The following is a 24019-nucleotide window of genomic DNA, read 5'->3' as shown; positions in this document are numbered from 1 at the left end:
CGGCGCCGCAGGAAGAACATCGCCACGGCAGGATCCGGGACCCATGAGCAATCAGCAGATCGCGCGGCAAGCAGGAGGCACGGAGCCGGGAAGGGCCGAGCCGTTTGACATCGCGCCGGCAAACGACGGGATCGTAGAGCTTGTCCTCCCTGTCCGATCGCAGCTCCACACCCCAGAAGCCCGGGCCGCATCCACCTTGGTGCGCGCCAAGGTCGACGGGCGCAAACGCCCCCTGCTGATCACTGTCACCGGCGTGTTGGATATCAACGACGGCGCCCGCGCGGTTTCCGCCGCCCCCGAAACCATCTCGGCGCTCGCCTTACTCGGCGAGAGCCCCGTGGACCGCGTCATGGCGCATTTCCTGCTGCGGATGACGCCGAAGACCATCCCCGCGCGATTCTTTACCTCCGAGGCTGCAGCCCGGGAGTGGCTGGCAGGGTATCTTCGTGAATCCTGAACCGCAGGATCCGCGCCTCCTGGCGCTGGTCGAAGGGGTCATCCGCATCGCAGACGGCGACCTCAGCACGCGCATCCCGCTTTCGGGGCCGCGGGACGAAGTTGCCGCCGTCATCGCGGGAATCAACCTCATGGCAGATGACCTCCAGGCCGTTTACCGGGAACTGGAAGAACGGGTGGAGAGCCGGACCGCCATGCTCCGCGAGGCCCAGATCGAGCTTGAGCGGATGGCCCTGACCGATCCCTTGACCCAGCTGGCCAACCGTACTGCCCTCAACCGGGCCCTCAGCCAGGAGCTCGCCGAAGCCGAGGAGGGCGAACTGCCGCCCGCCCTGCTTGTCCTGGACCTTGATTCCTTCAAGGGCGTCAATGACAGGCTGGGCCACAGCGCCGGCGACGACGTGCTGCGCATTACCGCGAAGCGACTCGGCGAGGCCGTGCGTGATGGCGATACCGTCGCGAGGCTGGGCGGCGACGAATTCGCGGTGATGCTGCCCAAATCGAACGTGGTGCAGGCCCGCGGCGTGGCCAAGCGGATCCTGCGGGCCCTGGCGGAAAGCATCGAGATCGGGGACCTGCGGATCGTTTGCGGCACCAGCATCGGGCTCAGGGTCGCCGAGCCGGGCCAATCCGTGGAGCAGCTTGTCATGGAAGCCGACACCGCCATGTATGCGGCCAAGGCCGAACAGCGCAACGCCGTCAAGGTATTCGAGCCGGCTTTGCTGCACGCCCGCCGGTTGCAGGGCCAGATGATCACAGAGCTTCGCGAAGCCATCCGGACAGACCAGCTGGTCCTCTACTACCAGCCCGTGGTGGAACTTGCCAGCGGCAGGGTCGAGGGAGCAGAGGCCCTGGTGCGCTGGAACCACCCTGAGCGGGGCATGCTCATGCCGGACAAATTCATCCCTTTGGCCGAAGAAACCGGCCTCATCGTGGACCTTGGCGATTGGGTCCTCCGCACGGCCCTGCGGCAACTGCGCACCTGGCTGGACACTCCGGGGCTCGTGGACGACTTCAGCATGCGGGTGAACATTTCCCCCACCGAGCTGAGGAGCCTGGAACTGATTGAACGGGTGCGTGACGCACTCACGGACGCCGGCGTCGATGCCTCGAAGCTGGTCATCGAACTCACGGAGTCGGTGGCTGTCAACGGCTCGGACTTGGACCGCTACTCCCTCTCCGGCCTGCGCCACCTGGGCGTCCAGCTGGAGATCGATGACTTCGGCACCGGGTATTCCTCCATCAGCTACCTGCGCAACCTGCCGGTGCACGTGGTCAAGATCGACCGGTCCCTCATTGAAGGGCTGGGCTCGGACGACGGGCAGAGGGCTTTCGTGGCCGCGGTGCTCCAGCTGATCCACGCCTGCGGGATGGAAGCGGTGGCCGAAGGGATCGAGACCGCCGAACAGGCCGCGGAGCTGTCAAGGCTGGGCTGTGCGAGCGGCCAGGGCTACTATTTCAGCCGGCCGGTGCCCCCGGCCGATTTCGTCCGCCTGCTGGGCGCGCCCTGAATCTCAAGCGGACAATGCGAAGGGCGCCGGAGATGATCCGGCGCCCCCTGCTTGCCTCAACTACGTTTCGTTCTAGAGATCGTTCCCAGTGGTGGTGGAGTTCGGCCACCAACCGGTAGCTTCCACGGAGGAAGTCTTGGCGAAGTTCGGCCACCAACCGGTAGCTTCTACGGAAGACTTCGCGAAGTTCGGCCACCAGCCGGTAGCAACGGAAGTATCCTGTGCGGAATGATCGGCACTTGCCGAAATGGCTGCCGAAGTGGAGAATCCAGCCACCGCAAGCGCGGCAGCGGCAAGGAAAGTAGCGACAGTTCTTTTCATACAGATACTCCTGGTAGGTGACTGGTGTGATGCAAGAGAACGGAGTGAAACGTAGTTAGTATAGCGATTTGCGACACGCCGTGTCACTAGCTTGGGTTTACGATTTCCGGGGAAGATGGTATGCCCGCCCGGGCGTCCGGGCCGGAAACCACGGGCCGCCGATTTCGGGATAATGAGGTCATGTCGGAAAACAGGGGGACACCGTCCTACGCAGCCGCGGAGCTGCTCGCCAGGGAGTACCGGGCCAGCCACGAATTCGCCAAGGCGGCGGAGAGTGCGCGTGATGCCGCCCGGACGGCCCGCGACGAGGGCGACACCTCCGGGTGGTGGAACATGGCGCTCTTCGAGGCCGAGAACCTGCTTGACGCCGGAGACTTCGGACCCGCCGCGGACCTCGCCAGGACACTGTCCCAGATGCCCCCGGCCGGCGCCTCCTCCCGGGACCGCGCCAGGGCGCTGATACTGCTCGCGAAATCCATCCAGGGCGGCGGGCTCCTGGACGATGCTGCGGAAGCGGCGCGCTCCGCCGTCGAACTGCTTGCCGACGAGGCTGACGCCGAGTTCGAGGTCCACGCCCGCCAGGCCCTGATTGCTGCGCTCGCTGAGTCCGGCAAGCTTGACGAGGCCTGGGCAGAGTCGCTGGCCCTGTCGGCCCGGATCTCGGACGACATGGACGACCAGCTGGCAGGCAAGGCGTACTGGGTGATCGGCAACGTCGCCTTCCTGTGCAACAAGGTGGAGGAGGGCCTGGAACACCACGAACTCGCCGCCGACACCTTCTCGCCGTCGAGCAACCTCGACGTCTGGGCGAAATTCAACAAGGCCTCGGCCGCGATGCGCCTCGCGGCGGGCGTGGCGGACTCGGGGACGCTGCGCTGCATCGAGCGTGCTGAGCTTGCCACGGACATTGTGGGTGGCAGTGAGGAGGAAATCCTCCTGCTGCGCTACGTCCGCGCCCACTGGAACTTCCTGGCCGGAGACGCACCGGCCGCGATCGCGCTCTTGACCGAGGTCACCGGGTCAGCGGACAAGCTTCCGCCGCAGACCGCAGGGGAAGCCTATTTGCTCCTCGCACGCGCAGAAGCCGCGGACGGGCGCCGGCAGGCTGCAGAACTGAGCCAGAAGCAGTCCGTGGAGTATTTCGAAAAGGCCGGCGCCCACCAGCGCGCCGTCCAGGCCGGCGCCCTCCTGTCCGGCGGAGCGGATACCCCGAAGCCCTGACTGCGGCCCGCCCTTCGCCCGCGGACCGCGTGGGTCTATATTGGGCGCTATGACGACGGCGGGTACCCCGCAGGCGAGCGAACGCGCACTGTTGCCGGATCTTGCCGGGCGGCGTGAACTGGTGGGCGCCTGGGCTTCCCTGAGCCTCATCCATTACTTCGTGGTCGAAGCAATCGCCATGGCCGCATGGCAGGGCTCGCCGTCGTATGACAGGCGCTCCCACGTCATCAGCGACCTCGGCGCCGCGAACTGCGCCCCCTTCAACGGCTACATGGTCTGTTCCCCGCTGAACTGGCTCATGAACGCGTCTTTTGTGCTGCAGGGCGTTGCGATGGTGCTCGGCGCCGTGCTGCTCAGCTCCGCCGTCCTGTCCGTGGCAGCCAAGCCCGGTCAACGGGCCATCCGCACCGGACCGGGCAACGTACCATGGCTTGCCGCCGGAGCGGTCAGGAGCTTGGTCCTGGTGGCCGGAATCGGGCAGGCAATGGTCGGCCTCATCCCTGAAGACACGGAGCTGGCATGGCACCTGACCGGAGCCGGCCTCTACTTCATCGCCGCCCCGATTGCCCTCGCCATCCTCGGCCTGGTGTGGCTGGGCCGGAGTTCCATGTCCTGGATGGTGCTGCTCTTCGGCGTGGTGTCGCTCGGCGCCACCGTGTACGTGCTGGCCTCGGCGCTCCGGGTGGATGAACCGGGGTCCATCGAGCGGACCATGGCCTACCCGATCATCCTGGGACTGTCCTTGGTGGGCCTCACGGTTGCCTACCGGGTGCACGGTGAACGCCGGAGGATCCGAAGGCTCGCAGGACCTGCCCGCTAGGAGCGTCAGTCGCGTTTCGCGCGGCGCCGCCCCAGGAAGACCGCGGCTACGCCGCCGGCCAGGCTCAGCAGGAAAAGCACCCAGCCGAGTACCGTGAGGGTCGACGCCACGGCCACCTGACCGGCGTCGGGCGTTGCCTGGGCCAGGGCGGCATCGATCGCGACGTTGCCCCACAGACGCACCGCCGCGAAGGCCAGGGGCGCCGCCCACAAGGCCCAGCGGAGTGCCTTGCGGGAAACGTTGATGCCCACCAGGAGCAGCCAGCTGAAGCCGAAGATCAGCGGAAACAGGGTGCCGGCCGTCTTGTGGATGTAGCCCAGCTGGCCGCGGGCGTCGTCGTTCATGGCGGTGTGCAGCTGCTGGACGTAGTCGGCGGAGAAACCGCCGATGAGGGAATCCGGCATGGCCAGGCCGTTGGAGAGCTGGGTCATCTGGTTCAGGGTCAGCAAGTGCAGGTACCAGAACAGGAACACACTCGCCACGACACCGGCGATCACCACCAGCTTGCCGTTGCTTTCGGCCTTGGCCGGGGTGCGGTTCGTGGTGGGGTTCACGGGTGTTGCCGGGTGGCTCGCGGGGACGGCTGCCTTGGCGCCGTGCTTCCTGATCCGTTGTGCGGGAGTCTTGGCCATCCAACCATTATTCCGCCACTTAACGCCCATCCGCTTCCCCAACCTCGCTGCGCTCGGCCGGGGCCCTCGCGGATAGGCTGGGACCCATGACCACTGGCAGGCACTCCGCTGTTGAACTCGACCCCGCACTCGATGACTACGAACTGGCCGCGGCCCTCGTCCGGGAGGCCGGGCAGCTGGCTCTCCTGATGAGGATGGGCGGTCTCCAGGCGGACCGCAAGACCTCCGTGTCCGATGTCGTCACAGCCGCCGACCGGGCCGCCGAGGCCTACGTGCTGGAGCAACTGCGCCGTTGCCGCCCCGAGGACGGAATCCTCGGCGAGGAAGGCAGCTCCGTGGCCGGCAGCAGCGGCCGGACCTGGGTAATCGACCCCGTGGACGGCACCTTCAACTTCCTGCACGGCTCGGCGTATTGGTGCTCGGCCATTGCCCTCAAACGCGACGGCGGCCCGGACACCGACGGCGGCCCGGACACCGACGGCGGCCCGGACCCGGAGGTGGTCCTCGGCGCCGTCTACCAGCCGGAACCGGACAAGCTCTGGCTGGGCGGCGAATCCCGCCCGGCCACCCTCAACGGTGAACCGATCAGCGGCCCTTCGGCCACCCCCCTCGCCGAACTCTGCGCTGCCACCTACATCCACCCGACCTGGCTCGCCGACCCCCGCGCGGCCATGCCGTGGCATGCGGCGGCAGTGTCCGCGGCGTCCCTGCGGATGTTCGGTTCCGGCTCCTGCGACCTCGGCCGGGTGGCCGACGGCGAGCTCGGCTGCTGGTTCCAGCACAGCTGCCCCGAGTGGGACTGGCTGCCCGGCAAAGCGATTGTCCGCGCGGCCGGCGGGGACACCGCCGTCGTGCGCGTGAACGGATTGGACTGGTTCATCGCCGGAGGCCCGACGGCGGTCCGCGAGCTGGGCGTGGCGCTCACCTCCGTGCCCCAGTTCGCGTAGCCCCGGCGCCCGGGAGGCGGGCCGGCGGCCGGGCTGCGTGACCTTCTACGTCATGGCCCGGAAGTCCGGTGTCAGCCCCACCGCCTAGACTTGTAATCACCATGGATATGTTGTTCGACCCCTATGCAGGCAGCTCCTACAAGGCTGCGCCCGAGCCCGCCCGTTCCCTCGCCGGTGCCGCCTTGCCGGCGTCCGGCGGACCCGGCGCATCCCTGCATGGTTCCGGTACCGGCGGGTCCGCTCCCTGGGAGCCTGCCGGCGGCCACGTCGGGCACTCCATGCCGAGCGCAGAGTCATTGCTGCTGGGCCTGAACCCGCAACAGGAAGAGGCCGTGAAGCACTCCGGCAGCCCGCTGCTGATTGTGGCCGGTGCAGGTTCGGGAAAGACCCGCGTGCTCTCCAACCGGATCGCGTACCTGATCGCCACGGGACGGGCGCACCACGGCGAAATCCTCGCCATCACCTTCACCAACAAGGCCGCCGCCGAAATGCGCGAACGCATCGAGGCGCTGGTGGGCGGCCGCGCCAAGAGCATGTGGATCTCCACCTTCCACTCCTCCTGCGTCCGCATCCTGCGGCGCGAGGCCGCCAACGTTGGCCTGAACTCCAACTTTTCCATCTACGACTCCGCCGACTCGCTGCGGCTGATCACCCTGGTGGCCAAGAACCTGGACCTGGACCCCAAGCGCTTCGCGCCAAAGGCCATCCAGCACAAGATTTCCGCGCTCAAGAACGAACTCGTGGACGACGACGCCTTCGCCGCCGCGGCCAACTACAACGATCCGTTCGAGCAGGCTGTGGCCGAGGTCTTCAAGGGCTACACCCAGCGGCTGCGCCAGGCCAACGCGATGGACTTCGACGACCTCATCGCCCAGACGGTCTACATGTTCCGTGCCTTCCCCGCTCTCGCCGAGTCCTACCGCCGGCGGTTCCGGCACGTGCTGGTGGACGAATACCAGGACACCAACCACGCCCAGTACGCGCTGGTCCGCGAGATTGTCGGCACCGATGCCGGAACCCAGGACGCCGCAAGCCAAGGCGGACCCGGACATGTCGGCCCCAGCGAGCTGACCGTCGTCGGCGATTCCGACCAGTCCATCTACGCCTTCCGCGGCGCGGACATCCGCAACATCGTTGAATTCGAAGAGGACTACCCTAACGCCCGCACCATCAAGCTGGAGCAGAACTACCGCTCCACCCAGAACATCCTCTCCGCCGCCAACTCGGTGATCTCCCGCAATCCGAACCGGCAGGAGAAGCGCCTCTGGACGGCCGAGGGCGACGGCGAAAAGATCATCGGCTACGTGGGCGAAAACGAACACGATGAAGCCCAGTTCATCGCCAAGGAAATCGACCGGCTGCAGGACGAGGAAGGCCTGCGTCCGGGCGACGTCGCCATCTTCTACCGCACCAACGCCCAGTCCCGTTCCATCGAAGACGTCCTGGTCCGCGTCGGTTTGCCCTACAAGGTAGTGGGCGGCACCAGGTTCTACGAACGCAAGGAAATCAAGGACGCCCTCGCGTACCTGCGCGTCCTGGTGAACCCGGACGACGACGTCAACCTCCGCCGCGTGCTGAACGAACCCAAGCGCGGGATCGGCGACCGCGCCGAAGGTGCTGTGGCGGCCCTCGCCGAACGGGACCGCACTTCCTTCATGGCCGCGGCCCGCCGCGCCGCCGAAGCCCCCGGAATGGCCACGCGTTCGGTCAACGCCGTGCTCGGCTTCGTGAAGCTGCTGGACGACCTCGCCGAGGTGGCCGCAGGCTCGGGCGCGGCCGCCGCCCTGGAAGCCGTGCTCGAACAGACCGGGTACCTTGCCGGACTGCGTGCCAGCAACGACCCGCAGGACGAATCGCGCGTGGAGAACCTCGCCGAACTGGTGGCCGTGGTCCGCGAATACGAGCGCGATAACCCAGAAGGCTCGCTCGGCGAATTCCTGGAGCAGGTCTCCCTGGTGGCCGACGCCGACCAGATCCCGGACGCCCCCGGCGGCTCGGCCGCAGAGGCGGCCGCCGCCGTGGCCGAGGCCAAGCGATTGGGCGTGGTCACGCTCATGACCCTGCACACCGCCAAGGGCCTGGAATTCCCGGTGGTTTTCCTGACCGGCATGGAGCACGGGATCTTCCCGCACCAGCGTTCGGCCACGGACCCGAAGGAACTCGCCGAAGAGCGCCGCCTGGCCTATGTGGGCCTGACCCGCGCCCGGCAGCGGCTGTACGTCACCCGCTCGGAGGTCCGCAACATGTGGGGCCAGAGCCAGTACAACCCGGCCAGCCAGTTCATCGAGGAAATCCCTTCGGACCTGGTGGAGTGGAAACGCGAAGGTACCTCCCGCCAGCTCGGCGGCTGGGGTGCATCGTCCCCTGGCGGCAACCGCTACGGCGGTTCCTATTGGGGAGCGGGGACCCCCCGCGGCGCCGCCGCCAGCCCCACTGCAGGGTTCGACGCCGACGTGCCGGCCGCCGTCGCACGCAACCGGGTGCAGCCGCAGAAGGAAGTCATCGCGGTGGCGGTGGGGGACAAGGTGAACCACACCAGCTTCGGCAACGGCACCGTGATCGGCGTCGAAGGAACCGGGGACAAAACGGTCGCGAAGGTGACGTTCGACGTCGGGGAGAAGCGCCTGCTGCTGCGTTACGCGCCGCTGACCAAACTGGAGGGCTGACACCGCCGGGCATAATGGGTGCCATGCGACGGACTGTGTTGGGGATTCTGGCCGCCTGCCTGCTGATGCTGGCCACCGGGTGTTCGGTGTCCACGAAAGACCCGGATTATGTGCCGCCGGCCCCGCTGCCTCCCTTGGAACAGCTCAAGCAGGTTCCGGTTACCCAGCCCAGTGAACTCGCCGGGGGCGACGACGTGACCGCGTTCGTCAGCGCGGACCGCAATATCGTTTGCGCCATGACCTCGGCCCGCGGAGACCACCTGAGCCTCCCCTACGAGGCCAACAACTACGGGGACAGCGCCAACGGAAAACTCGCCACTGTCCCCGTGGTGCACTGCGAACTGGCCGTGTACCCGGCGCCGAGGGCCAAGGACGCCACCGACAACTGCAACGGCACGGGCCTGGGCTACCTTGGCGGCACTGTGCTGCTGCGGCCGGACAAGGTGGCCTACGGTGCTTGCCGCTCCGGAGTCACCGAAATGGAAGCGGAGTTCGGGCCCAAGGGCAACCGCTCGGGCCCCATCGCAGAACTGCCGGTGCTCGGCGAAGGGCAGAACATCGAACGCAACGGCCTGCGTTGCTCCACATACAACGGCGGTGTCGCTTGCGGGAACCTCTCCGCGGGCGTGGCCTTCTTCGTGAACCGGGCCGGCTACATGCTCGTCTCCAAGGGCGGAACTGTTACCAGCGGCACGATGCCGGCATCCTAAGCTGCCAACTGAGAGGAAACTGCTGAAAATCCGCGGGATTCCGCGGATTTTCTACGCCTGATAGAAGTGTGTGGTTACTCACTTAACGGGTACTGTAGAACCGGCTTGCCCCCGCGGGCGGCTAGAGTTCCAGAGGAACTTGCGCAATATGACCGGCAGTTTTGGCGGGATGTTGCACACTTCTCTTCCGCAGCTGGTTACCGCGGTTACCGCGGACCCCGGCTGTACCGACACTACTTCGACGTAGAAGGACACTAAACCGTGGACCTGTTTGAATATCAGGCGCGCGATATGTTCGAAGCGCACGGTGTACCCGTGCTCGCCGGCATCGTGGCGCACACTCCTGAAGAAGCAAAGGCAGCTGCCGAGAAGATCGGCGGAGTCACTGTCGTCAAGGCACAGGTTAAGGTCGGTGGCCGAGGCAAGGCCGGCGGCGTGAAGGTTGCCAAGACTGCCGACGAGGCGCTTGAGCACTCCACCAACATCCTGGGTATGGACATCAAGGGCCACACCGTCAACAAGGTGATGATCGCCCAGGGCGCAGACATCGCCGAAGAGTTCTACTTCTCCATCCTGCTGGACCGCGCCAACCGCAACTACCTGGCCATGTGCTCGGTGGAAGGCGGCATGGAAATCGAGCAGCTCGCCGTCGAGCGTCCCGAGGCCCTTGCCAAGGTCGCGATCGACCCCGCCACCGGCATCGACCAGGCCAAGGCCGACGAAATCGTCGCCGCCGCCGGTTTCTCCGCAGAACTGGCCCCCAAGGTCTCGGCCGTCATCCTGAAGCTCTGGGACGTCTTCAAGAAGGAAGACGCCACCCTGGTCGAGGTCAACCCGCTCGTCCGCACGGGCGCCGGTGACATCGTTGCCCTCGACGGCAAGGTCTCCCTCGACGAGAACGCCGACTTCCGCCACGTGCACCACTCCGAGCTGGAGGACAAGGACGCCGCGGACCCGCTGGAAGCCAAGGCCAAGGCCCAGGACCTCAACTACGTGAAGCTGGACGGCGAAGTGGGCATCATCGGCAACGGCGCCGGTCTTGTCATGTCCACCCTCGACGTTGTCGCCTACGCCGGCGAGAACCACGGCAACGTGAAGCCCGCCAACTTCCTGGACATCGGTGGTGGAGCCTCCGCCGAGGTCATGGCCGCCGGCCTGGACGTCATCCTGGGCGACGAGCAGGTCAAGAGCGTTTTCGTGAACGTCTTCGGCGGCATCACCGCCTGTGACGCAGTGGCCAAGGGCATCGTCGGTGCACTCGCCGAACTGGGCAAGTCCGCCAACAAGCCGCTGGTTGTCCGCCTCGACGGCAACAACGTGGACGAAGGCCGCCGTATCCTGACCGAGGCCAACCACCCGCTGGTGACCCTGGCAGCAACCATGGACGAGGGCGCCGACAAGGCCGCCGAGCTCGCCAACGCAGCAAAGTAAAGGGACGCAGGACTATGTCTATCTACCTCAACAAGGACTCCAAGGTCATCGTCCAGGGCATCACCGGCGGCGAAGGCACCAAGCACACCGCCCTGATGCTCAAGGCCGGCACCAACATCGTCGGCGGCGTGAACGCCCGCAAGGCAGGCACCACCGTGCTGCACGGCGACAAGGAAATCACCGTCTACGGCACCGTCAAGGAAGCCATCGCGGAGACCGGCGCAGACGTCTCGATCGTCTTCGTTCCCCCGGCATTCACCAAGTCCGCCGTGGTCGAGGCCATCGAAGCCGGCATCGGTCTCGTGGTTGTCATCACCGAAGGCGTTCCGGTGCAGGACTCCGCCGAATTCTGGGCCCTCGCCCAGTCCAAGGTGGACGCCGACGGCAAGCAGATCACCCGCATCATCGGTCCGAACTGCCCCGGCATCATCACCCCGGGCGAAGCCCTCGTGGGCATCACCCCGGCGAACATCACGGGCAAGGGCCCCATCGGCCTGGTTTCCAAGTCCGGTACCCTGACCTACCAGATGATGTACGAACTGCGCGACCTCGGCTTCTCCACTGCCATCGGCATCGGCGGTGACCCGATCATCGGCACCACCCACATCGACGCCCTCGCGGCGTTCGAAGCCGACCCGGAGACCAAGGCGATCGTCATGATCGGCGAAATCGGCGGCGACGCCGAAGAGCGTGCGGCCGACTTCATCAAGGCCAACGTCACCAAGCCGGTCGTCGGCTACGTGGCCGGCTTCACCGCCCCCGAAGGCAAGACCATGGGCCACGCAGGCGCCATCGTCTCCGGCTCCGCCGGTACGGCCCAGGCCAAGAAGGAAGCCCTCGAAGCCGCAGGCGTGAAGGTCGGCAAGACGCCGTCCGAGACCGCCAAGCTGCTCCGCGAGGTCTACGCCGCGCTCTAAGCGGCTGCAGGACCCAGTGCCCGTTACGACGGCGCCCGTCATCTTTCCCGCGAAGGTGACGGGCGCCGTCGTCGTTAACGGCCAGGAAGTTCCCGACGGCGGCGGGCTGCTTTCAGTGCAGCGGCGCGGTGGAGGCGCGGGTGACGAGCGTCGGGGCGAGGATGCGGTCGACGGCGGGGGAGGCCGGGTAGAGCATGCGTTCGACGGCGGCCTGGCCGGCGGCGCGGCCGAGCTCGCGGGCGTGCAGGTCAACGGTGGTCAAGTCGATCCCGTGCAGCCCCGCCACCCGGGAGTTGTCGTAGCCCACCAGCGACAGGTCCCCGGGAATGGACAGTCCGAGTGAGGCGGCGGCCTCCCGCACGCCGAGGGCCAGCTCATCGCTGTGGGCGAAGATTGCGCTCGGCCGCTGCCCGGGCGGGGACGCGAGCAATTTCAGCGCCACCGCGGCGGCGTCCTCGCGGCTGAAGCCTGCAGCCTCGATGATGAGCGGCTGCAGCCCGTGCTCCAGCATGGTTTCCCGGTAGCCGGTGCGCCGCTCCAAGTGGCCTTCGAAGGCGGGTCCGCACAGGTGGGCAATGTTCCGGTGGCCAAGGTCCAGCAGATGCCCAGTGGCCAGGCGGCCGCCGCTGATGTCGTCGGAGTGGATGCTGTCCACTCCCGGCACGGAGCGCGTGACGTTGACCAGCGGTACGCGGCGGTTCAGTTCCCGCACGCGCTCGCCAGGATCGAGCAGCGTGGCCGCGATGATGACGCCCACCTGCGCTTCGAACAGCGGGTCGAGGGCGCGCGGATCCGGGCCGTAAGGCGTGGCGTTGACGCTGATGACCAGGCGGGAATCGTTTGACCTGAGGACTTCCTGAACGCCGCTGAAGATGTCGGCATAGACATCGTTATGCAGGTCCACCAGGTGCAGCCCCACCGCCGTCGGGCGCTTCCGCGCGAGGTCCGCCGCCTGGATGTTGCGGCGGTAGCCGAGCGCATCGGCAGCGCTGAGGATTTGCCGCCTCATGTCCTCGCTGACTCCCGGTGCGCCGCGCATGGCGAAGGAGACGAGGGTGCGGGATACCCCGAGGTGGCGGGCGACATCGCTTTGTGTCACCGCCCGCTTGCTTGTCTCCGTATCCGGCGTGCGCATGGCATCAATGATGGCACGCCCGAGGAAATATTGAACTTTTTGAGAGTATGACCTGACAAAGCTTCTTTCGCGCGTTAGGGTGGGTGTGATCCACCTCGCATGACCCGACGACAAAGGAGTCTCATTGAGTTCACATCCCACGGACCGTACGGTCGCGAACGGTGCCACGCTGCCCCCGCTGACGGCGGGCGCGCACCGCAAGCGCCTCGGCCTGGTGGCCCTCGTCGCCACCTTCGGCGGCCTGCTCTTCGGCTATGACACCGGCGTGATCAACGGGGCCCTGCGGCCCATGACCGCCGAACTCGGCCTCTCGGCCTTCACGGAAGGCATTGTCACCAGTTCCCTCGTGTTCGCCGCCGCAATCGGCGCGATTTCCTGCGGCCGGATTTCCGACGGCTGGGGCCGCCGGAAGACGATCCTCCTCCTCGCGGCGCTCTTCTTCGTGGGGACGCTCGCGGTGGTGCTCACCCCGAACTTCGCCATCCTGGTGCTGGGGCGCATCCTGCTCGGCCTCGCGGTGGGTGGTGCGTCCGCCGTCGTTCCCGTCTTCCTGGCCGAGCTGGCGCCGTACGAGATCCGCGGCTCCCTGTCCGGTCGAAACGAACTTGCGATCGTCGTCGGACAGCTCGCCGCATTCGTTGTCAATGCTGTCATCGGAGGTCTCTTCGGCCACGTGGACGGAGTCTGGCGCATCATGTTCGCCGTCTGTGCACTGCCCGCCGTTGCCCTCTTCTTCGGCATGCTCCGGATGCCGGAATCCCCGCGTTGGCTCGTCGAGAAGGGCCGCCGCGAGGAGGCCCTGCAGGTCCTGAGGACGGTGCGTTCCGTGGACCGGGCCGACGCGGAACTTGCCGAGGTGGAGTACATTGCCCGTGCAGAGAAGGCGAGCGCTGTCGGCTGGCGGGCCATCCTGGGCAACCGCAACCTGCTGCGCATCCTCCTGGTGGGAATCGGCCTCGGCGTGGCGCAGCAGCTCACCGGCATCAACTCGATCATGTACTACGGCCAGACCGTCCTCGTTGAGTCCGGCTTCAGTGAAAGCGGTGCGCTGATAGCCAACATCGCCCCGGGCGTGATTGCCGTGGTCGGCGGCATCGTCGCCCTGACCATGATGGACCGTGTTGACCGCCGCAAGACCTTCATCATCGGCCTGAGCCTCACCACCGTCTGCCACCTGCTGATCGGCGTAGCGTCGATGGCCCTGCCCGCGGGCAGCCCGATCCGCCCGTTCGTGATCCTGTTCCTCGTGGTGGCCTTCGTCGGCTCCATGCAGACCTTCCTCAATGTCGCCGTCTGGGTGTATCTCTCCGAGGTCTTCCCGCTCCACATGCGCGGCATCGGCACGGGCATTTCCATCTTCATGCTCTGGATCGTCAACGGCTTCCTGTCCTTGTACTTCCCGTCCCTCGTGGCCGGGATGGGCATCACGGGAACCTTCTTCCTCTTCGCCGTGGTGGGTGCGATTGCCTTGCTCTTCGTGGCCACGCAGGTACCCGAGACCCGTGGCCACACCCTGGAAGCCCTCGAGGAGGACGTTTCAACCGGTGCGATCTTCGTGGTGGCGAAGTCCAAGTAGGCGGCGCCTGGCCCCGGACGCTGCGGAGTCCGGGTATTGACCCGGCCTTTGCGTAGCGATATTGTAAGTATGTCAGGACAAACTCTGGAAGCTCGGTTTGAAAGGTCGCCATGCCCCTCGTTCGTATCGATGTCACCGCCGGCCGCAGTCCGGAAGAACTCCAGGCCATTAGCCGGGCCGTCCATGAGGCGATCGTCGAGGAGTACCGGATCCCGGAGCGCGACTACTTCCACATCCTCACCGAGCACCCTGCTGGTCACCTTGTGGCGCAGGATGCGGGGCTCGGCTTCGAACGCAGCGGCGCCGTGGTCATGCTCCAGATCTTCACCCAGCGGGGCCGCAGCATCGAGGCAAAGCAGAACCTGTACGCCCGGATCCACCAGGCGCTCGGCGGCGTCGGCGTTGCCGGCGAAGACATCTTCCTGGGCTACGTGGAAAACGGCCCCGAAGACTGGACCTTCGGCTTCGGCCGCGCCCAGTACCTGACCGGCGAGTTGAAGGTGCCGGCGGCGTCGTAGTTTCGCAGGAATGTGCTGACAAACCTTTGACAGGACATTAAAATCGTAGGAAAGTTTAGCTGTGGCCGGTATCACAACGGCCGCGGTCCGCGCCGGAAAACCGGAATGACAAGGAAGGCGGAAGAAGTGGGCTTCGAGCTACTCACGATGGGACGCATCAGCGTCGACATCTACCCGAACGACGTTGGTGTGTCCCTCGACAAGGTGGGCAGCTTCGGTAAGTACCTGGGCGGTTCGCCCTCGAATGTGGCGGTTGCCGCGGCCCGGCATGGCCGCTCGACGGCGGTGATCACCCGGACCGGTGAGGATCCTTTCGGGGAGTACCTGCACAGAGAACTGGCCAAGTTCGGCGTGGATGACCGTTTCGTCAGCGGCGTCGCGGGTTTGCAGACCCCCGCTACGTTCTGCGCGATCCTGCCCGAGGAACAGAAGTTCCCACTGTATTTCTACGGCCGTTTCCCCACGGCCCCGGACCTGCAGATCAAGGCGGAGGACCTGGACCTGGACGCGATCCGGGAGGCGAAGATCTTCTGGTCCACCGTGACCGGGCTGTGCCAGGAACCCAGCCGCGCCGCCCACATCGCCGCGCACCAGGCCCGCCCGCACAGCAGCCTTGGCGAGGGCCAGCACACCATCCTGGACCTGGATTACCGGCCGATGTTCTGGAACAGCATCGAAGAGGCCCGCGAACAGGTCGCCAAGGTCCTGCCGCATGTGACGGTCGCGATCGGCAACGACGAAGAGTGCGCTGTCGCTGTCGGCCCCGGGACTCCGGATGAGCAGGCGGACCGGCTGCTGGACGCCGGTGTGCAGATCGCCGTCGTCAAGCTCGGCCCGGAAGGCGTGATGGCCAAGACCCGCACCGGGCGGGTGGTCTCGGCGCCGGTACCGGTGCAGACCCTGAACGGCCTGGGCGCGGGGGATTCCTTCGGCGGGGCGTTCGTGCACGGTCTGCTGGCCGGCTGGTCGCTGGCCGAGGTGCTGGACTACGCCAACGCTGCCGGTGCGATCGTGGCTTCCCGTCTTTCGTGTGCGGATGCGATGCCCACGCCGGAGGAAGTTGTGTCGCTGCTGAGTGAACGCGGCCGCCTCGTGGCCGACACCCTGAAGGAGTTGGCCAAATGAGCCTGGAGACCCTCGATCTTGAGAATCCGCGCCGCTACGAATTCCTGACCAAGATCCGCCTGGAAGATCCGGGCGCGGTGGCCCGGGCCGCGGCCGCGCGGGTCAAGCACCCGGGTGCGGTGCTGGGCAAGCAGAACTTCATCGTGGCCGCGGACCATCCGGCCCGCGGCGCGCTGGCCGCGCAGGGCCAGCCGACGGCGATGGCGAACCGTCGCGAGCTTCTGGACCGCCTGCAGATCGCGTTGTCCAACCCCGCCGTCGACGGTGTGCTGGCCAGCCCGGACATCATGGATGACCTGCTGCTGCTCCGCGCCCTGGACGGCAAGCTGGTGTTCGGGTCGATGAACCGCGGCGGCCTGGCCGGTTTCGTGAATGAGTTCGATGACCGTTTCACCGGCCATACGGCCGAGGCCCTCGCCGCGCTGGGGGCCGACGGCGGCAAGATGCTTACCCGGATCGCGCTGGGGGACCCGGTGACCGCGCAGTTCCTGGAAGCGACAGCGAAGGCCATCGATTCCCTGACCAGCCGCGGCCTGATTGCGATGGTGGAGCCGTTCCTGTCGGCCTGGGTGGACGGCAAGGTCCGCAACGACCTGTCCGCCGACGCCGTCGTCAAGTCCATCGGCATCGCCTCCAGCCTGGGCGCCACCAGCGCCTACACCTGGATGAAGCTGCCCGTGGTGGAGGAGATGGAACGCGTCATGGCGGCCACCACCATGCCCACAGTGCTGCTGGGCGGAGACCCCGCTGGTCACCAGGACGATGTCTTCGCCGAATGGGGCAAGGCCCTTGCCCTGCCCGGTGTGCAGGGCCTCACCGTGGGACGGACGCTGCTGTACCCGGCCGACGGCGACGTGGCCGGTGCCGTCGCCGCCGCGGCGTCGCTGCTCCACACCGAAGAAATCACCCCCTCCGTCAGCAAGGAGACTATGCGATGACGCGCACCATGACCGTGGCCCAGGCTGTTGTTGAATTCCTGGGTAAGCAGTACACTGTGGACCGGGTGGGCGGGGTGGAGTACCGGGAACGGCTGATCCCGGGGATGTTCGGCATTTTCGGCCACGGGAACGTGGCCGGGGTGGGGCAGGCGTTGAAGCAGTTCCAAGCCAAGGACCCGTCCCTGATGCCGTACTACCAGGGCCGCAACGAGCAGGCCCAGGCGCACCAGGCCGTGGGCTATGCCCGGCACACCCGCCGCCGGCAGACTTTCGCGGTGACCACCTCGGTGGGGCCAGGGTCGACGAACCTCCTCACCGGCGCCGCGCTGGCCACGGCCAACCGGCTTCCGGTGCTGCTGTTCCCCTCGGACACCTTCGCCACCCGCACCGTGGACCCCGTGCTGCAGCAGATCGAACAGCCCCACGGCTACGACATCACGGTCAACGACGCGTTCCGGCCGGTATCGAAGTACTACGACAAGGTCCAGCGGCCCGAGCAGCTGTTCTCCGCCCTGCTGAACGGGCTGCGCGTACTGACCGACCCGGCCGAGACCGGTGCGGTGACCATCGCCCTGCCGCAGGACGTGCAGGCCGAACTCATCGAGGTCCCCGAGGAATTCCTGGCCGAGCGGGACTGGCGGATCCGCCGCCCCGCCCCGGAACCCGAAGACATCACCGAGGCCGCGCGCCGCATCAAGGCCGCGAAGCGTCCGCTCATCGTGGCAGGCGGCGGCGTCCTGTACGCCTTCGCCCAGGATGCGTTGCGGGAGTTCGCAGAAGCCACCGGCATCCCGGTCGGCTGGACCCAGGCCGGCGTCGGCGTCCTGCCTTGGAACCACCCCCAGGCCCTCGGCGCGATCGGGTCCACGGGCACGACAGCGGCGAACGCCCTGGCCCGCGAAGCGGATCTCGTGATCGGCATCGGCACCCGCTACGAGGACTTCACCACCGCATCCCGGACCGCGTTCCAGAATGACGACGTGTCCTTCGTGAACATCAACGTCGCCGCGATCGACGCCTACAAGCACGGCACCTCGTTGCCGATCGTGGCCGACGCCCGCAAGGCCCTGGAGGCGTTGACCGCCGAACTGACCGGCCACACCGTTGCTGCGTCCGTCGCGGCGGAGGTTGCGGGGGAGAAAGCCCGCTGGGACGCCACCGTGGATGCCGCGTTCGCCCAGCGCCACGCGCCCCTCATATCCCAGAACGCGGTCATCGGCGCCACCAACCGGGCCATGGCCGGCCAGGACGTGCTGATTTGCGCCGCAGGCTCCCTCCCGGGGGACCTGCACAAGATGTGGCGGGTCACCGACCCCTTCGGGTACCACGTGGAATACGCATTCTCCTGCATGGGCTACGAGATCGCCGGCGGCCTGGGCGTCAAGCGTGCCGCCCTTGACGAAGCGAAATCCGGCGGCGTGAACCGTGACGTAGTGGTCATGGTCGGGGACGGCTCCTACCTGATGATGCACACCGAACTGGTCACCGCCGTCGCCGAGGGCATCAAACTGATCGTGGTGCTCATCCAGAACCACGGCTACGCCTCCATCGGGTCTCTCTCCGAGTCGCTGGGTTCCCAGCGCTTCGGCACCCAGTACCGGGTGCTGGACAAGGCCACCCACAGCTTCGACGCCGGCGAGAAACTCAACATCGACCTGGCCACGAACGCCGAATCCCTCGGCGCGACCGTGTACCGGATCGAACCGGGCGAGAACGTCATCGAGGACCTCGAAGCCGCGATCGCCAAGGCCAAAGCCGCCCCCGAAGGCAGCGGACCCATCGTGATCCACCTCGAATCCGACCCGCTGATCGACGCCCCGTCCTCCGAGTCCTGGTGGGACGTGCCCGTCTCCGCCACCGCCGAACTCGACAGCACCAAAGAGGCCCGCACAGTCTACGAAGACTGGAAGGCCGTCCAGAAACCCCTGCTGGGCTGAACCGTCCACTGAAGGACCGGCCCCGCATCCGCCCCTGAAAACTTCCTGAGCAGGAGAAACACATGACTATCACCACCATTCCGCATTTCTTCAACGGGGCCGAGCACCCCGGCACCGGCACTGACATCGAGGGTGTGTTCAACCCCGCCACGGGCGCGCAGACCGGGGAAGTCCGCCTGGCGAGCCCGGCGGATCTGGACCAGGCCGTCGCAATCGCGAAGGAAGCCGCGAAGTCCTGGGGCGATATCTCCCTGGCCAAGCGCACCACCATCTTGTTCACGTTCCGCGAACTCGTCGCCGCGCACGTGGACGAGCTGGCCGCCCTGATCACCGCCGAGCACGGCAAGGTCCTCTCCGACGCCAAGGGCGAAATCGGCCGCGGCCTGGAAGTCATCGAATTCGCCTGCGGCATCCCGCAGCTGCTCAAGGGCGAGTACTCCGACCAGGCCTCCACCGGCATCGACGTCTTCTCCTACCGCCAGCCCGTCGGCGTCGTCGCCGGCATCACCCCGTTCAACTTCCCCGTCATGGTCCCGCTCTGGATGGCCCCCATGGCCATCGCCACGGGCAACACCTTCATCCTCAAGCCCTCGGGCCGGGTCCCGTCCGCGGCGATGCTGCTGGCGAAGCTCTTCAAGCAGGCCGGCCTGCCCGATGGCGTCTTCCAAGTCCTGCACGGCAACCGTGAGGTGGTCCAGGGCCTGCTCACCCACCCGGACATCGACGCGATCTCCTTCGTCGGCTCCACCCCGGTGGCCAAGCTCGTGCACGACACAGGCACGGCGCACGGCAAGCGCGTCCAAGCCCTGGGCGGGGCGAAAAACCACGCGATCATCCTGCCCGACGCCGACCTCGACAACGCCGCCGACCATCTGGCTGCCGCCGCGTTCGGTTCCGCCGGGCAGCGCTGCATGGCCATCTCCGTCGCGATCGCCGTCGGCGACGCCGCCGACGCCCTCGTGGCCAAGGTCAAGGACCGCGCCGAGGCCGTCCGCGTGGCCGACGGCACCGACCCCGGGGCCGACATGGGCCCGGTCATCACCAAGGCCGCCCAGCAGAAGATGCGTTCCATCGTCACCGCCGCTGCCCAGTCCGGTGCCGAGCTGGTGGTCGACGGCCGCGAGTTCACCGTGCCAGGCCAGGAGGAGGGCTACTGGTTCGGTCCCACCGTGATCGACAAGGTCGACTTCGACATGGACGCCTACCAGGAAGAAATCTTCGGCCCCGTCCTGTCCGTGGTACGCACCGAAACCGTCGAGGAAGCGATCGAACTGATCAACTCCAACCCCTACGGCAACGGCACCGCGATCTTCACCTCCTCCGGCGCGAATGCCCGCAAGTTCCACCGCGGCGTGCACGTAGGCATGATCGGCATCAACGTCCCCGTCCCCGTGCCCGTGGCCTACCACTCCTTCGGCGGCTGGAAAGACTCCCTGTTCGGCGACAAGCACATCTACGGACCCGAAGGCGTATCCTTCTACACCCGCGCCAAAGTCATCACCGAACGCTGGCCCGAACCCCAACAACGCACCGGCGCCAGCTACAACTTCCCCACCAACTGAATCCCCGCCGCCGCAGAGAAAAGACACCGCTGTCATGACCGACGTCGAGAACAAGCTCATCATCGGCACCGCCCCCGACTCCTGGGGCGTCTGGTTCGCCGATGACCCCAAACAGACCCCTTGGGAACGGTTCCTGGATGAGGTGGCCGAGTCCGGCTACAAATGGATTGAACTGGGCCCCTACGGGTACCTGCCGAACGACCCCGCCCGGCTGGCCGAGGAACTCAAGCAGCGTGACCTCAAGGTCACGGCCGGAACCGTCTTCACCGCCTTCCACCGCGGGGCAATGCAGTACGACGAGGCCTGGGAGCCCGCCCGCAAGGTGGCCGAACTGACGGCCGCCATGGGCGGCGAACACATCGTGGTCATCCCGGCCATGTGGCGCGACGACGTCACCGGCGAAGCCGTGGAGAGCGGCGAACTGACGGACGAGCAGTGGGCCGACCTCTTCGCAGGGCACAACCGCATGGGCAAGGTCTTGCTGGAGGACTTCGGCCTGCACCAGCAGTTCCACTCCCACGCGGACTCCCACGTCGGCGCGCAGCAGGACATCGAAACCCTGCTGGCTGCCACGGACCCGCAGTACCTGAACCTGTGCCTGGACACCGGGCACGCCGAATACTGCGGCGCTTCCAGCCTCGAACTGATCAAGAACTACCCGGACCGGATCGGCTACCTGCACCTGAAGCAGATCAACCCGGACGTCCTGAAGAAGGTCAACCAGGAAAACATGACCTGGGCAGCCGCGAACCTGGCCGGCGTCATGACCGAACCGCCGAACGGCCTGCCTGACCTGCGCGCCGTGATCGAGGCCGTGGAAGGCCTCAACCGGCCGATTTTCGGAATCGTGGAACAGGACATGTATCCGGTGGCCTTCGACGTGCCGATGCCCATCGCCAAGCGCACCAGGAACTACCTGCTTTCCTGCGGCTCCCGCACTACCGTCGGCTGAGTACGCGACACCCTCGAAACACTGAGCTGAAAGGCAAACGTCACCATGAGTGAAAACCTGCGCGTCGCCGTCATTGGCGCCGGCATGATGGGCGCTGACCACATCAAGCGCCTGCACACGCGTATCCACGGCGCCGACGTGGCCGCCGTCGTCGACATCGACCTGGACCGCGCGAACGCCGCCATCGCCGGGATTCCCGGCGCCAAGGCCTTCGCGACCGCCGCGGAGGCCTACGCCTCGGGCGACGTCAACGCCGTCCTGATCGCCACGCCCGGCTTCCTGCACGAACAGGCCCTGCTCGAGGCGCTGCCGCTGGACATCCCGATCCTCTGCGAGAAGCCGCTCACCCCGGACGCCGAATCGGCTTGGAAGATCGTCCAGGCCGAGGTCGAGGCCGGCCGCAAGCGCGTCCAGGTGGGCTTCATGCGCCGCTACGACGCCGAATACGCCGAACTGGGCGGACTGATCCGCGGCGGCGAGCTCGGCGAGCTGCTCATGCTGCACTGCCGTCACCGCAACCCTGGCACCCCGGCCGGATTCACGAACGAGATGCTCATCAACGATTCCGTGGTCCACGAATTCGACGTGATCCGCTACCTGACCGGCGAGGAAATCACCTCCGTCCAGGTCCGTCTCGGCAAGGCATCCAGCAAGGCCCCGGCCGGCCAGCACGACCCCCAGCACGTCCTGATCGAAACCGGGTCCGGTGTCCTGGCCGACGTCGAGATTTTCGTCAACGCGAAGTTCGGCTACGAAGTGGCCACCGAGGCCGCCTTCGAAGAGGCCATCGTGAACATCGGGCGCGACGGCGGCCCGTACGTGCGCCGCAGCGGCGCCTGGGGCGGCCAGGTCACCCCGAGCTTCATCGAGCGTTTCGGTGCCGCGTACGACGTCGAGGTCCAGGCCTGGGTGGACGCCGCCGCCCGCGGCGAGCTGGGCGGTCCGTCCGCCTGGGACGGCTACGCCACCGCTGCCTGCTGCGAGGCAGGCGTCGAGGCGCAGAAGAGCGGCGAGAAGGTCGCCGTCGTGCTGAACGGGAAGCCGGAGCTCTACCGGACCGCGGGGGAGACGCAGTGAAGATCGCGCTCGACCCGACCCCGTTCCACCACAGCCACTCCCTGCTGGAGTTCCCGGCGCTCGCCGCGGACCTGGGCTACCGCTACCTGCAGATGACCCCGCACGCGGACATGATTCCGTTCTTCCGCCACCCCAAGGCGGACGACGCGCTCGTGGCGCAGTTCCGGAAGAACTGCGAGGCGGCCGGCGTCGAAGTGGCCTCGGTGCTGCCGGTGCTGCGCTGGTCCGGCCCGGACGAGACCCTCCGCCAGGCCGCGGTGCGCTACTGGAAGCGCGCCATCCGGATCTCCGTGGGCTTGGGCTGCACCCAGATGAACACCGAGTTCTCCGGCCGCCCCGAGCTGCCCGAGGAATCCGAAGCCGCCTTCTACAAGTCCATGGACGAACTGCTGCCGGTCTTCGAACGCGAAGGCGTCCACGTGGCGATCGACCCGCACCCGGACGACTTCGTGGAGGAGGGCCTGGCCGCCTGGCGCGTGATCCGGGGCCTGAACTCCCCGAACGTCGGCATGGTCTACGTGGCCTCGCACACCTTCCACATGAAGGACGAACCGCTGGAGATCATGCGTGCCGCAGGGAACCGCCTGCGCGTGGTCCACGTGTCGGACACCCTGAACCACCATGCCTCGCACGGCCTGCGGTACATCACCAACCCGCCCGGCAACGCCGTGCGGGTGCACCAGCACCTGAAGATCGGCGACGGTGAGGTCAACTGGGACGAGTTCTTCGGCGGCTTGGCCGAGGTGGGCTTCCTGGACTCCCCGGACACCGTGATGTGCTCCTCCGTCTTCGCGGAGGACGAGAACGCGCACGACGTGGCCCGGTACCAGCTGGAAACGATCGAAAAGTACGTGGCGAAATTCAGCAAGGGCTGAGTCTTCCGCTTCTGTGGTCCCTTGGCTTTCACCGGTCCAAGCGCGGGTGGCCCGCTCAAATTTGAGCGGGCCACCCACGCTTAAGCCGGACTTTTCCACATAGAGCCAGCTGGAGGGTGCCTGCAGCTGACGGGCCCGGTTCAGTGGAGCCATGGAATTCCCTGAAGCCACCTTCCTCAGCTCACCCTCGGGCACCCGTGCGGGAGCCACGGCCTGGGAACTCCACCACGGCTACAAGCGCGGAAACCTTGTGCGGATCAGGCACGGGGTCTACGTTTCGGCCGAGCGGTGGTTGTCCATCAATGGATGGGACCGTTATGCGCTGACGACGGCGTCCCTTGCCGTCCGCGGCGAATCTCCGGTTCTTTGCCGGGAAACCGGGCTGCTGCTGTGGGGGCTCAGTCTCGCCCGGGTTCCGCAGACGGTCGAGTACCTGACCTGCCATCGTGACCAGGTGGGCCGTGCCGCAGCACCGCGGCTCTATGCCGACAGGGATTCCATGGACAAGTTCAGAAAGCGGTTCGCGCCGGAGCTTTCCATGCTTCCCACCGGCTTCCGGGACGCCAAACGCCTGGGCACGCCCACAGGAAATTGGGCGGTGGTCTCGGAGAAACTAATATGTAGTCGTTTCTGTCAAGAGGCAGGGGGAAGGGGGCCCGGGTCGGTGAGCCTGGGGCCGCTTCTGGGATGTA

The 24019-nt window shown here is 66.8% G+C and carries 21 protein-coding genes and 1 pseudogene; 19 read left to right on the top strand and 3 right to left on the bottom strand.

Annotated elements, in window-relative coordinates; all coding sequences use genetic code 11:
• Positions 1-43 precede the first annotated feature (43 nt).
• Both DWV11_RS12140 and DWV11_RS12135 read left to right on the top strand, forming a co-directional pair.
• Positions 44-457, top strand: a complete 414-nt coding sequence (locus DWV11_RS12140; RefSeq protein ID WP_115789187.1) for a DUF7793 family protein — start codon at positions 44-46, stop codon at positions 455-457.
• Complete coding sequence (locus DWV11_RS12135; protein ID WP_115789186.1) at positions 447-1967, top strand: putative bifunctional diguanylate cyclase/phosphodiesterase; 1521 nt, start codon at positions 447-449, stop codon at positions 1965-1967. Before DWV11_RS12140 ends, DWV11_RS12135 begins: the two co-directional genes overlap by 11 nt.
• Before the next feature lie 72 nt (positions 1968-2039).
• On the opposite strand, the gene DWV11_RS12130 is transcribed toward DWV11_RS12135, so the two are convergent.
• Positions 2040-2288 (bottom strand): hypothetical protein, encoded by a 249-nt coding sequence (locus DWV11_RS12130; RefSeq protein WP_115789185.1) that lies wholly within the window; start codon positions 2286-2288, stop codon positions 2040-2042.
• Between the two features lie 180 nt (positions 2289-2468).
• On the opposite strand from DWV11_RS12130, the gene DWV11_RS12125 reads away from it, so the two are divergent.
• Together DWV11_RS12125 and DWV11_RS12120 are read left to right on the top strand one after the other, a co-directional pair.
• The gene (locus DWV11_RS12125) at positions 2469-3509 is read left to right on the top strand and encodes a hypothetical protein (protein WP_115789184.1); all 1041 of its coding nucleotides are present in this window, start codon (positions 2469-2471) and stop codon (positions 3507-3509) included.
• 49 nt (positions 3510-3558) lie between these two features.
• Entirely contained in the window at positions 3559-4329 is a 771-nt protein-coding gene (locus DWV11_RS12120) for a DUF998 domain-containing protein (RefSeq protein ID WP_115789183.1), read from the top strand.
• A 5-nt stretch (positions 4330-4334) separates the two neighbouring features.
• Here DWV11_RS12120 and DWV11_RS12115 read toward each other — a convergent pair whose 3' ends face one another.
• Complete coding sequence (locus tag DWV11_RS12115) at positions 4335-4961, bottom strand: hypothetical protein (protein ID WP_115789182.1); 627 nt, start codon at positions 4959-4961, stop codon at positions 4335-4337.
• Between the two features lie 86 nt (positions 4962-5047).
• Here DWV11_RS12115 and DWV11_RS12110 point away from each other — a divergent pair, with 86 nt between their 5' ends.
• From DWV11_RS12110 to sucD, 5 genes are all read left to right on the top strand, one after another.
• Positions 5048-5908, top strand: coding sequence for an inositol monophosphatase family protein (locus DWV11_RS12110; RefSeq protein WP_115789181.1), 861 nt, complete (start codon positions 5048-5050; stop codon positions 5906-5908).
• Between the two features lie 107 nt (positions 5909-6015).
• Positions 6016-8574: a DNA helicase PcrA gene (gene pcrA, locus DWV11_RS12105; RefSeq protein WP_425452061.1), complete on the top strand. Its 2559-nt coding sequence runs from the start codon at positions 6016-6018 to the stop codon at positions 8572-8574.
• 14 nt (positions 8575-8588) lie between these two features.
• Positions 8589-9284 (top strand): hypothetical protein, encoded by a 696-nt coding sequence (locus DWV11_RS12100; protein WP_115789179.1) that lies wholly within the window; start codon positions 8589-8591, stop codon positions 9282-9284.
• Between the two features lie 261 nt (positions 9285-9545).
• Positions 9546-10715 carry an ADP-forming succinate--CoA ligase subunit beta gene (gene sucC, locus DWV11_RS12095; RefSeq protein WP_115789178.1) on the top strand — a complete coding sequence of 390 codons (1170 nt, stop codon included), beginning with the start codon at positions 9546-9548 and terminating at the stop codon, positions 10713-10715.
• A gap of 14 nt (positions 10716-10729) precedes the next feature.
• Positions 10730-11632, top strand: coding sequence for a succinate--CoA ligase subunit alpha (gene sucD, locus DWV11_RS12090; RefSeq protein WP_115789177.1), 903 nt, complete (start codon positions 10730-10732; stop codon positions 11630-11632).
• Positions 11633-11744: 112 nt separating this feature from the next.
• Here the strand turns inward: sucD and DWV11_RS12085 are convergent, their stop codons facing one another.
• Complete coding sequence (locus tag DWV11_RS12085; protein ID WP_245953587.1) at positions 11745-12731, bottom strand: LacI family DNA-binding transcriptional regulator; 987 nt, start codon at positions 12729-12731, stop codon at positions 11745-11747.
• Between the two features lie 160 nt (positions 12732-12891).
• On the opposite strand from DWV11_RS12085, the gene DWV11_RS12080 reads away from it, so the two are divergent.
• The 10 genes and pseudogenes from DWV11_RS12080 to DWV11_RS12035 all read left to right on the top strand — a co-directional run.
• On the top strand, positions 12892-14343 hold the full coding sequence (locus tag DWV11_RS12080) for a sugar porter family MFS transporter (RefSeq protein ID WP_115789175.1): 1452 nt from the start codon (positions 12892-12894) through the stop codon (positions 14341-14343).
• Between the two features lie 110 nt (positions 14344-14453).
• On the top strand, positions 14454-14861 hold the full coding sequence (locus tag DWV11_RS12075; RefSeq protein ID WP_115789174.1) for a tautomerase family protein: 408 nt from the start codon (positions 14454-14456) through the stop codon (positions 14859-14861).
• Between the two features lie 126 nt (positions 14862-14987).
• The gene (iolC, locus tag DWV11_RS12070) at positions 14988-15986 is read left to right on the top strand and encodes a 5-dehydro-2-deoxygluconokinase (protein ID WP_115789267.1); all 999 of its coding nucleotides are present in this window, start codon (positions 14988-14990) and stop codon (positions 15984-15986) included.
• Complete coding sequence (locus tag DWV11_RS12065; protein ID WP_115789173.1) at positions 15983-16924, top strand: Cgl0159 family (beta/alpha)8-fold protein; 942 nt, start codon at positions 15983-15985, stop codon at positions 16922-16924. The genes iolC and DWV11_RS12065 overlap by 4 nt, the downstream gene beginning before the upstream one ends.
• 8 nt (positions 16925-16932) lie before the next feature.
• Positions 16933-18861 (top strand): 3D-(3,5/4)-trihydroxycyclohexane-1,2-dione acylhydrolase (decyclizing), encoded by a 1929-nt coding sequence (iolD, locus tag DWV11_RS12060; protein WP_115789266.1) that lies wholly within the window; start codon positions 16933-16935, stop codon positions 18859-18861.
• A gap of 62 nt (positions 18862-18923) precedes the next feature.
• On the top strand, positions 18924-20423 hold the full coding sequence (locus tag DWV11_RS12055) for a CoA-acylating methylmalonate-semialdehyde dehydrogenase (protein ID WP_115789172.1): 1500 nt from the start codon (positions 18924-18926) through the stop codon (positions 20421-20423).
• A gap of 34 nt (positions 20424-20457) precedes the next feature.
• Positions 20458-21375 (top strand): sugar phosphate isomerase/epimerase family protein, encoded by a 918-nt coding sequence (locus DWV11_RS12050; RefSeq protein ID WP_115789171.1) that lies wholly within the window; start codon positions 20458-20460, stop codon positions 21373-21375.
• A 45-nt stretch (positions 21376-21420) separates the two neighbouring features.
• Positions 21421-22452, top strand: a complete 1032-nt coding sequence (locus tag DWV11_RS12045) for a Gfo/Idh/MocA family protein (RefSeq protein ID WP_115789170.1) — start codon at positions 21421-21423, stop codon at positions 22450-22452.
• Positions 22449-23327, top strand: a complete 879-nt coding sequence (locus DWV11_RS12040) for a sugar phosphate isomerase/epimerase family protein (RefSeq protein ID WP_115789169.1) — start codon at positions 22449-22451, stop codon at positions 23325-23327. Before DWV11_RS12045 ends, DWV11_RS12040 begins: the two co-directional genes overlap by 4 nt.
• A gap of 151 nt (positions 23328-23478) precedes the next feature.
• A pseudogene (locus DWV11_RS12035) lies at positions 23479-24019 on the top strand (hypothetical protein); the annotation flags it as partial.

Source organism: Arthrobacter silvisoli, assembly GCF_003369445.1.
Taxonomy (GTDB): Bacteria; Actinomycetota; Actinomycetes; order Actinomycetales; family Micrococcaceae; genus Arthrobacter; species Arthrobacter silvisoli.
This window is presented reverse-complemented; position numbering and strand designations above follow the sequence as displayed.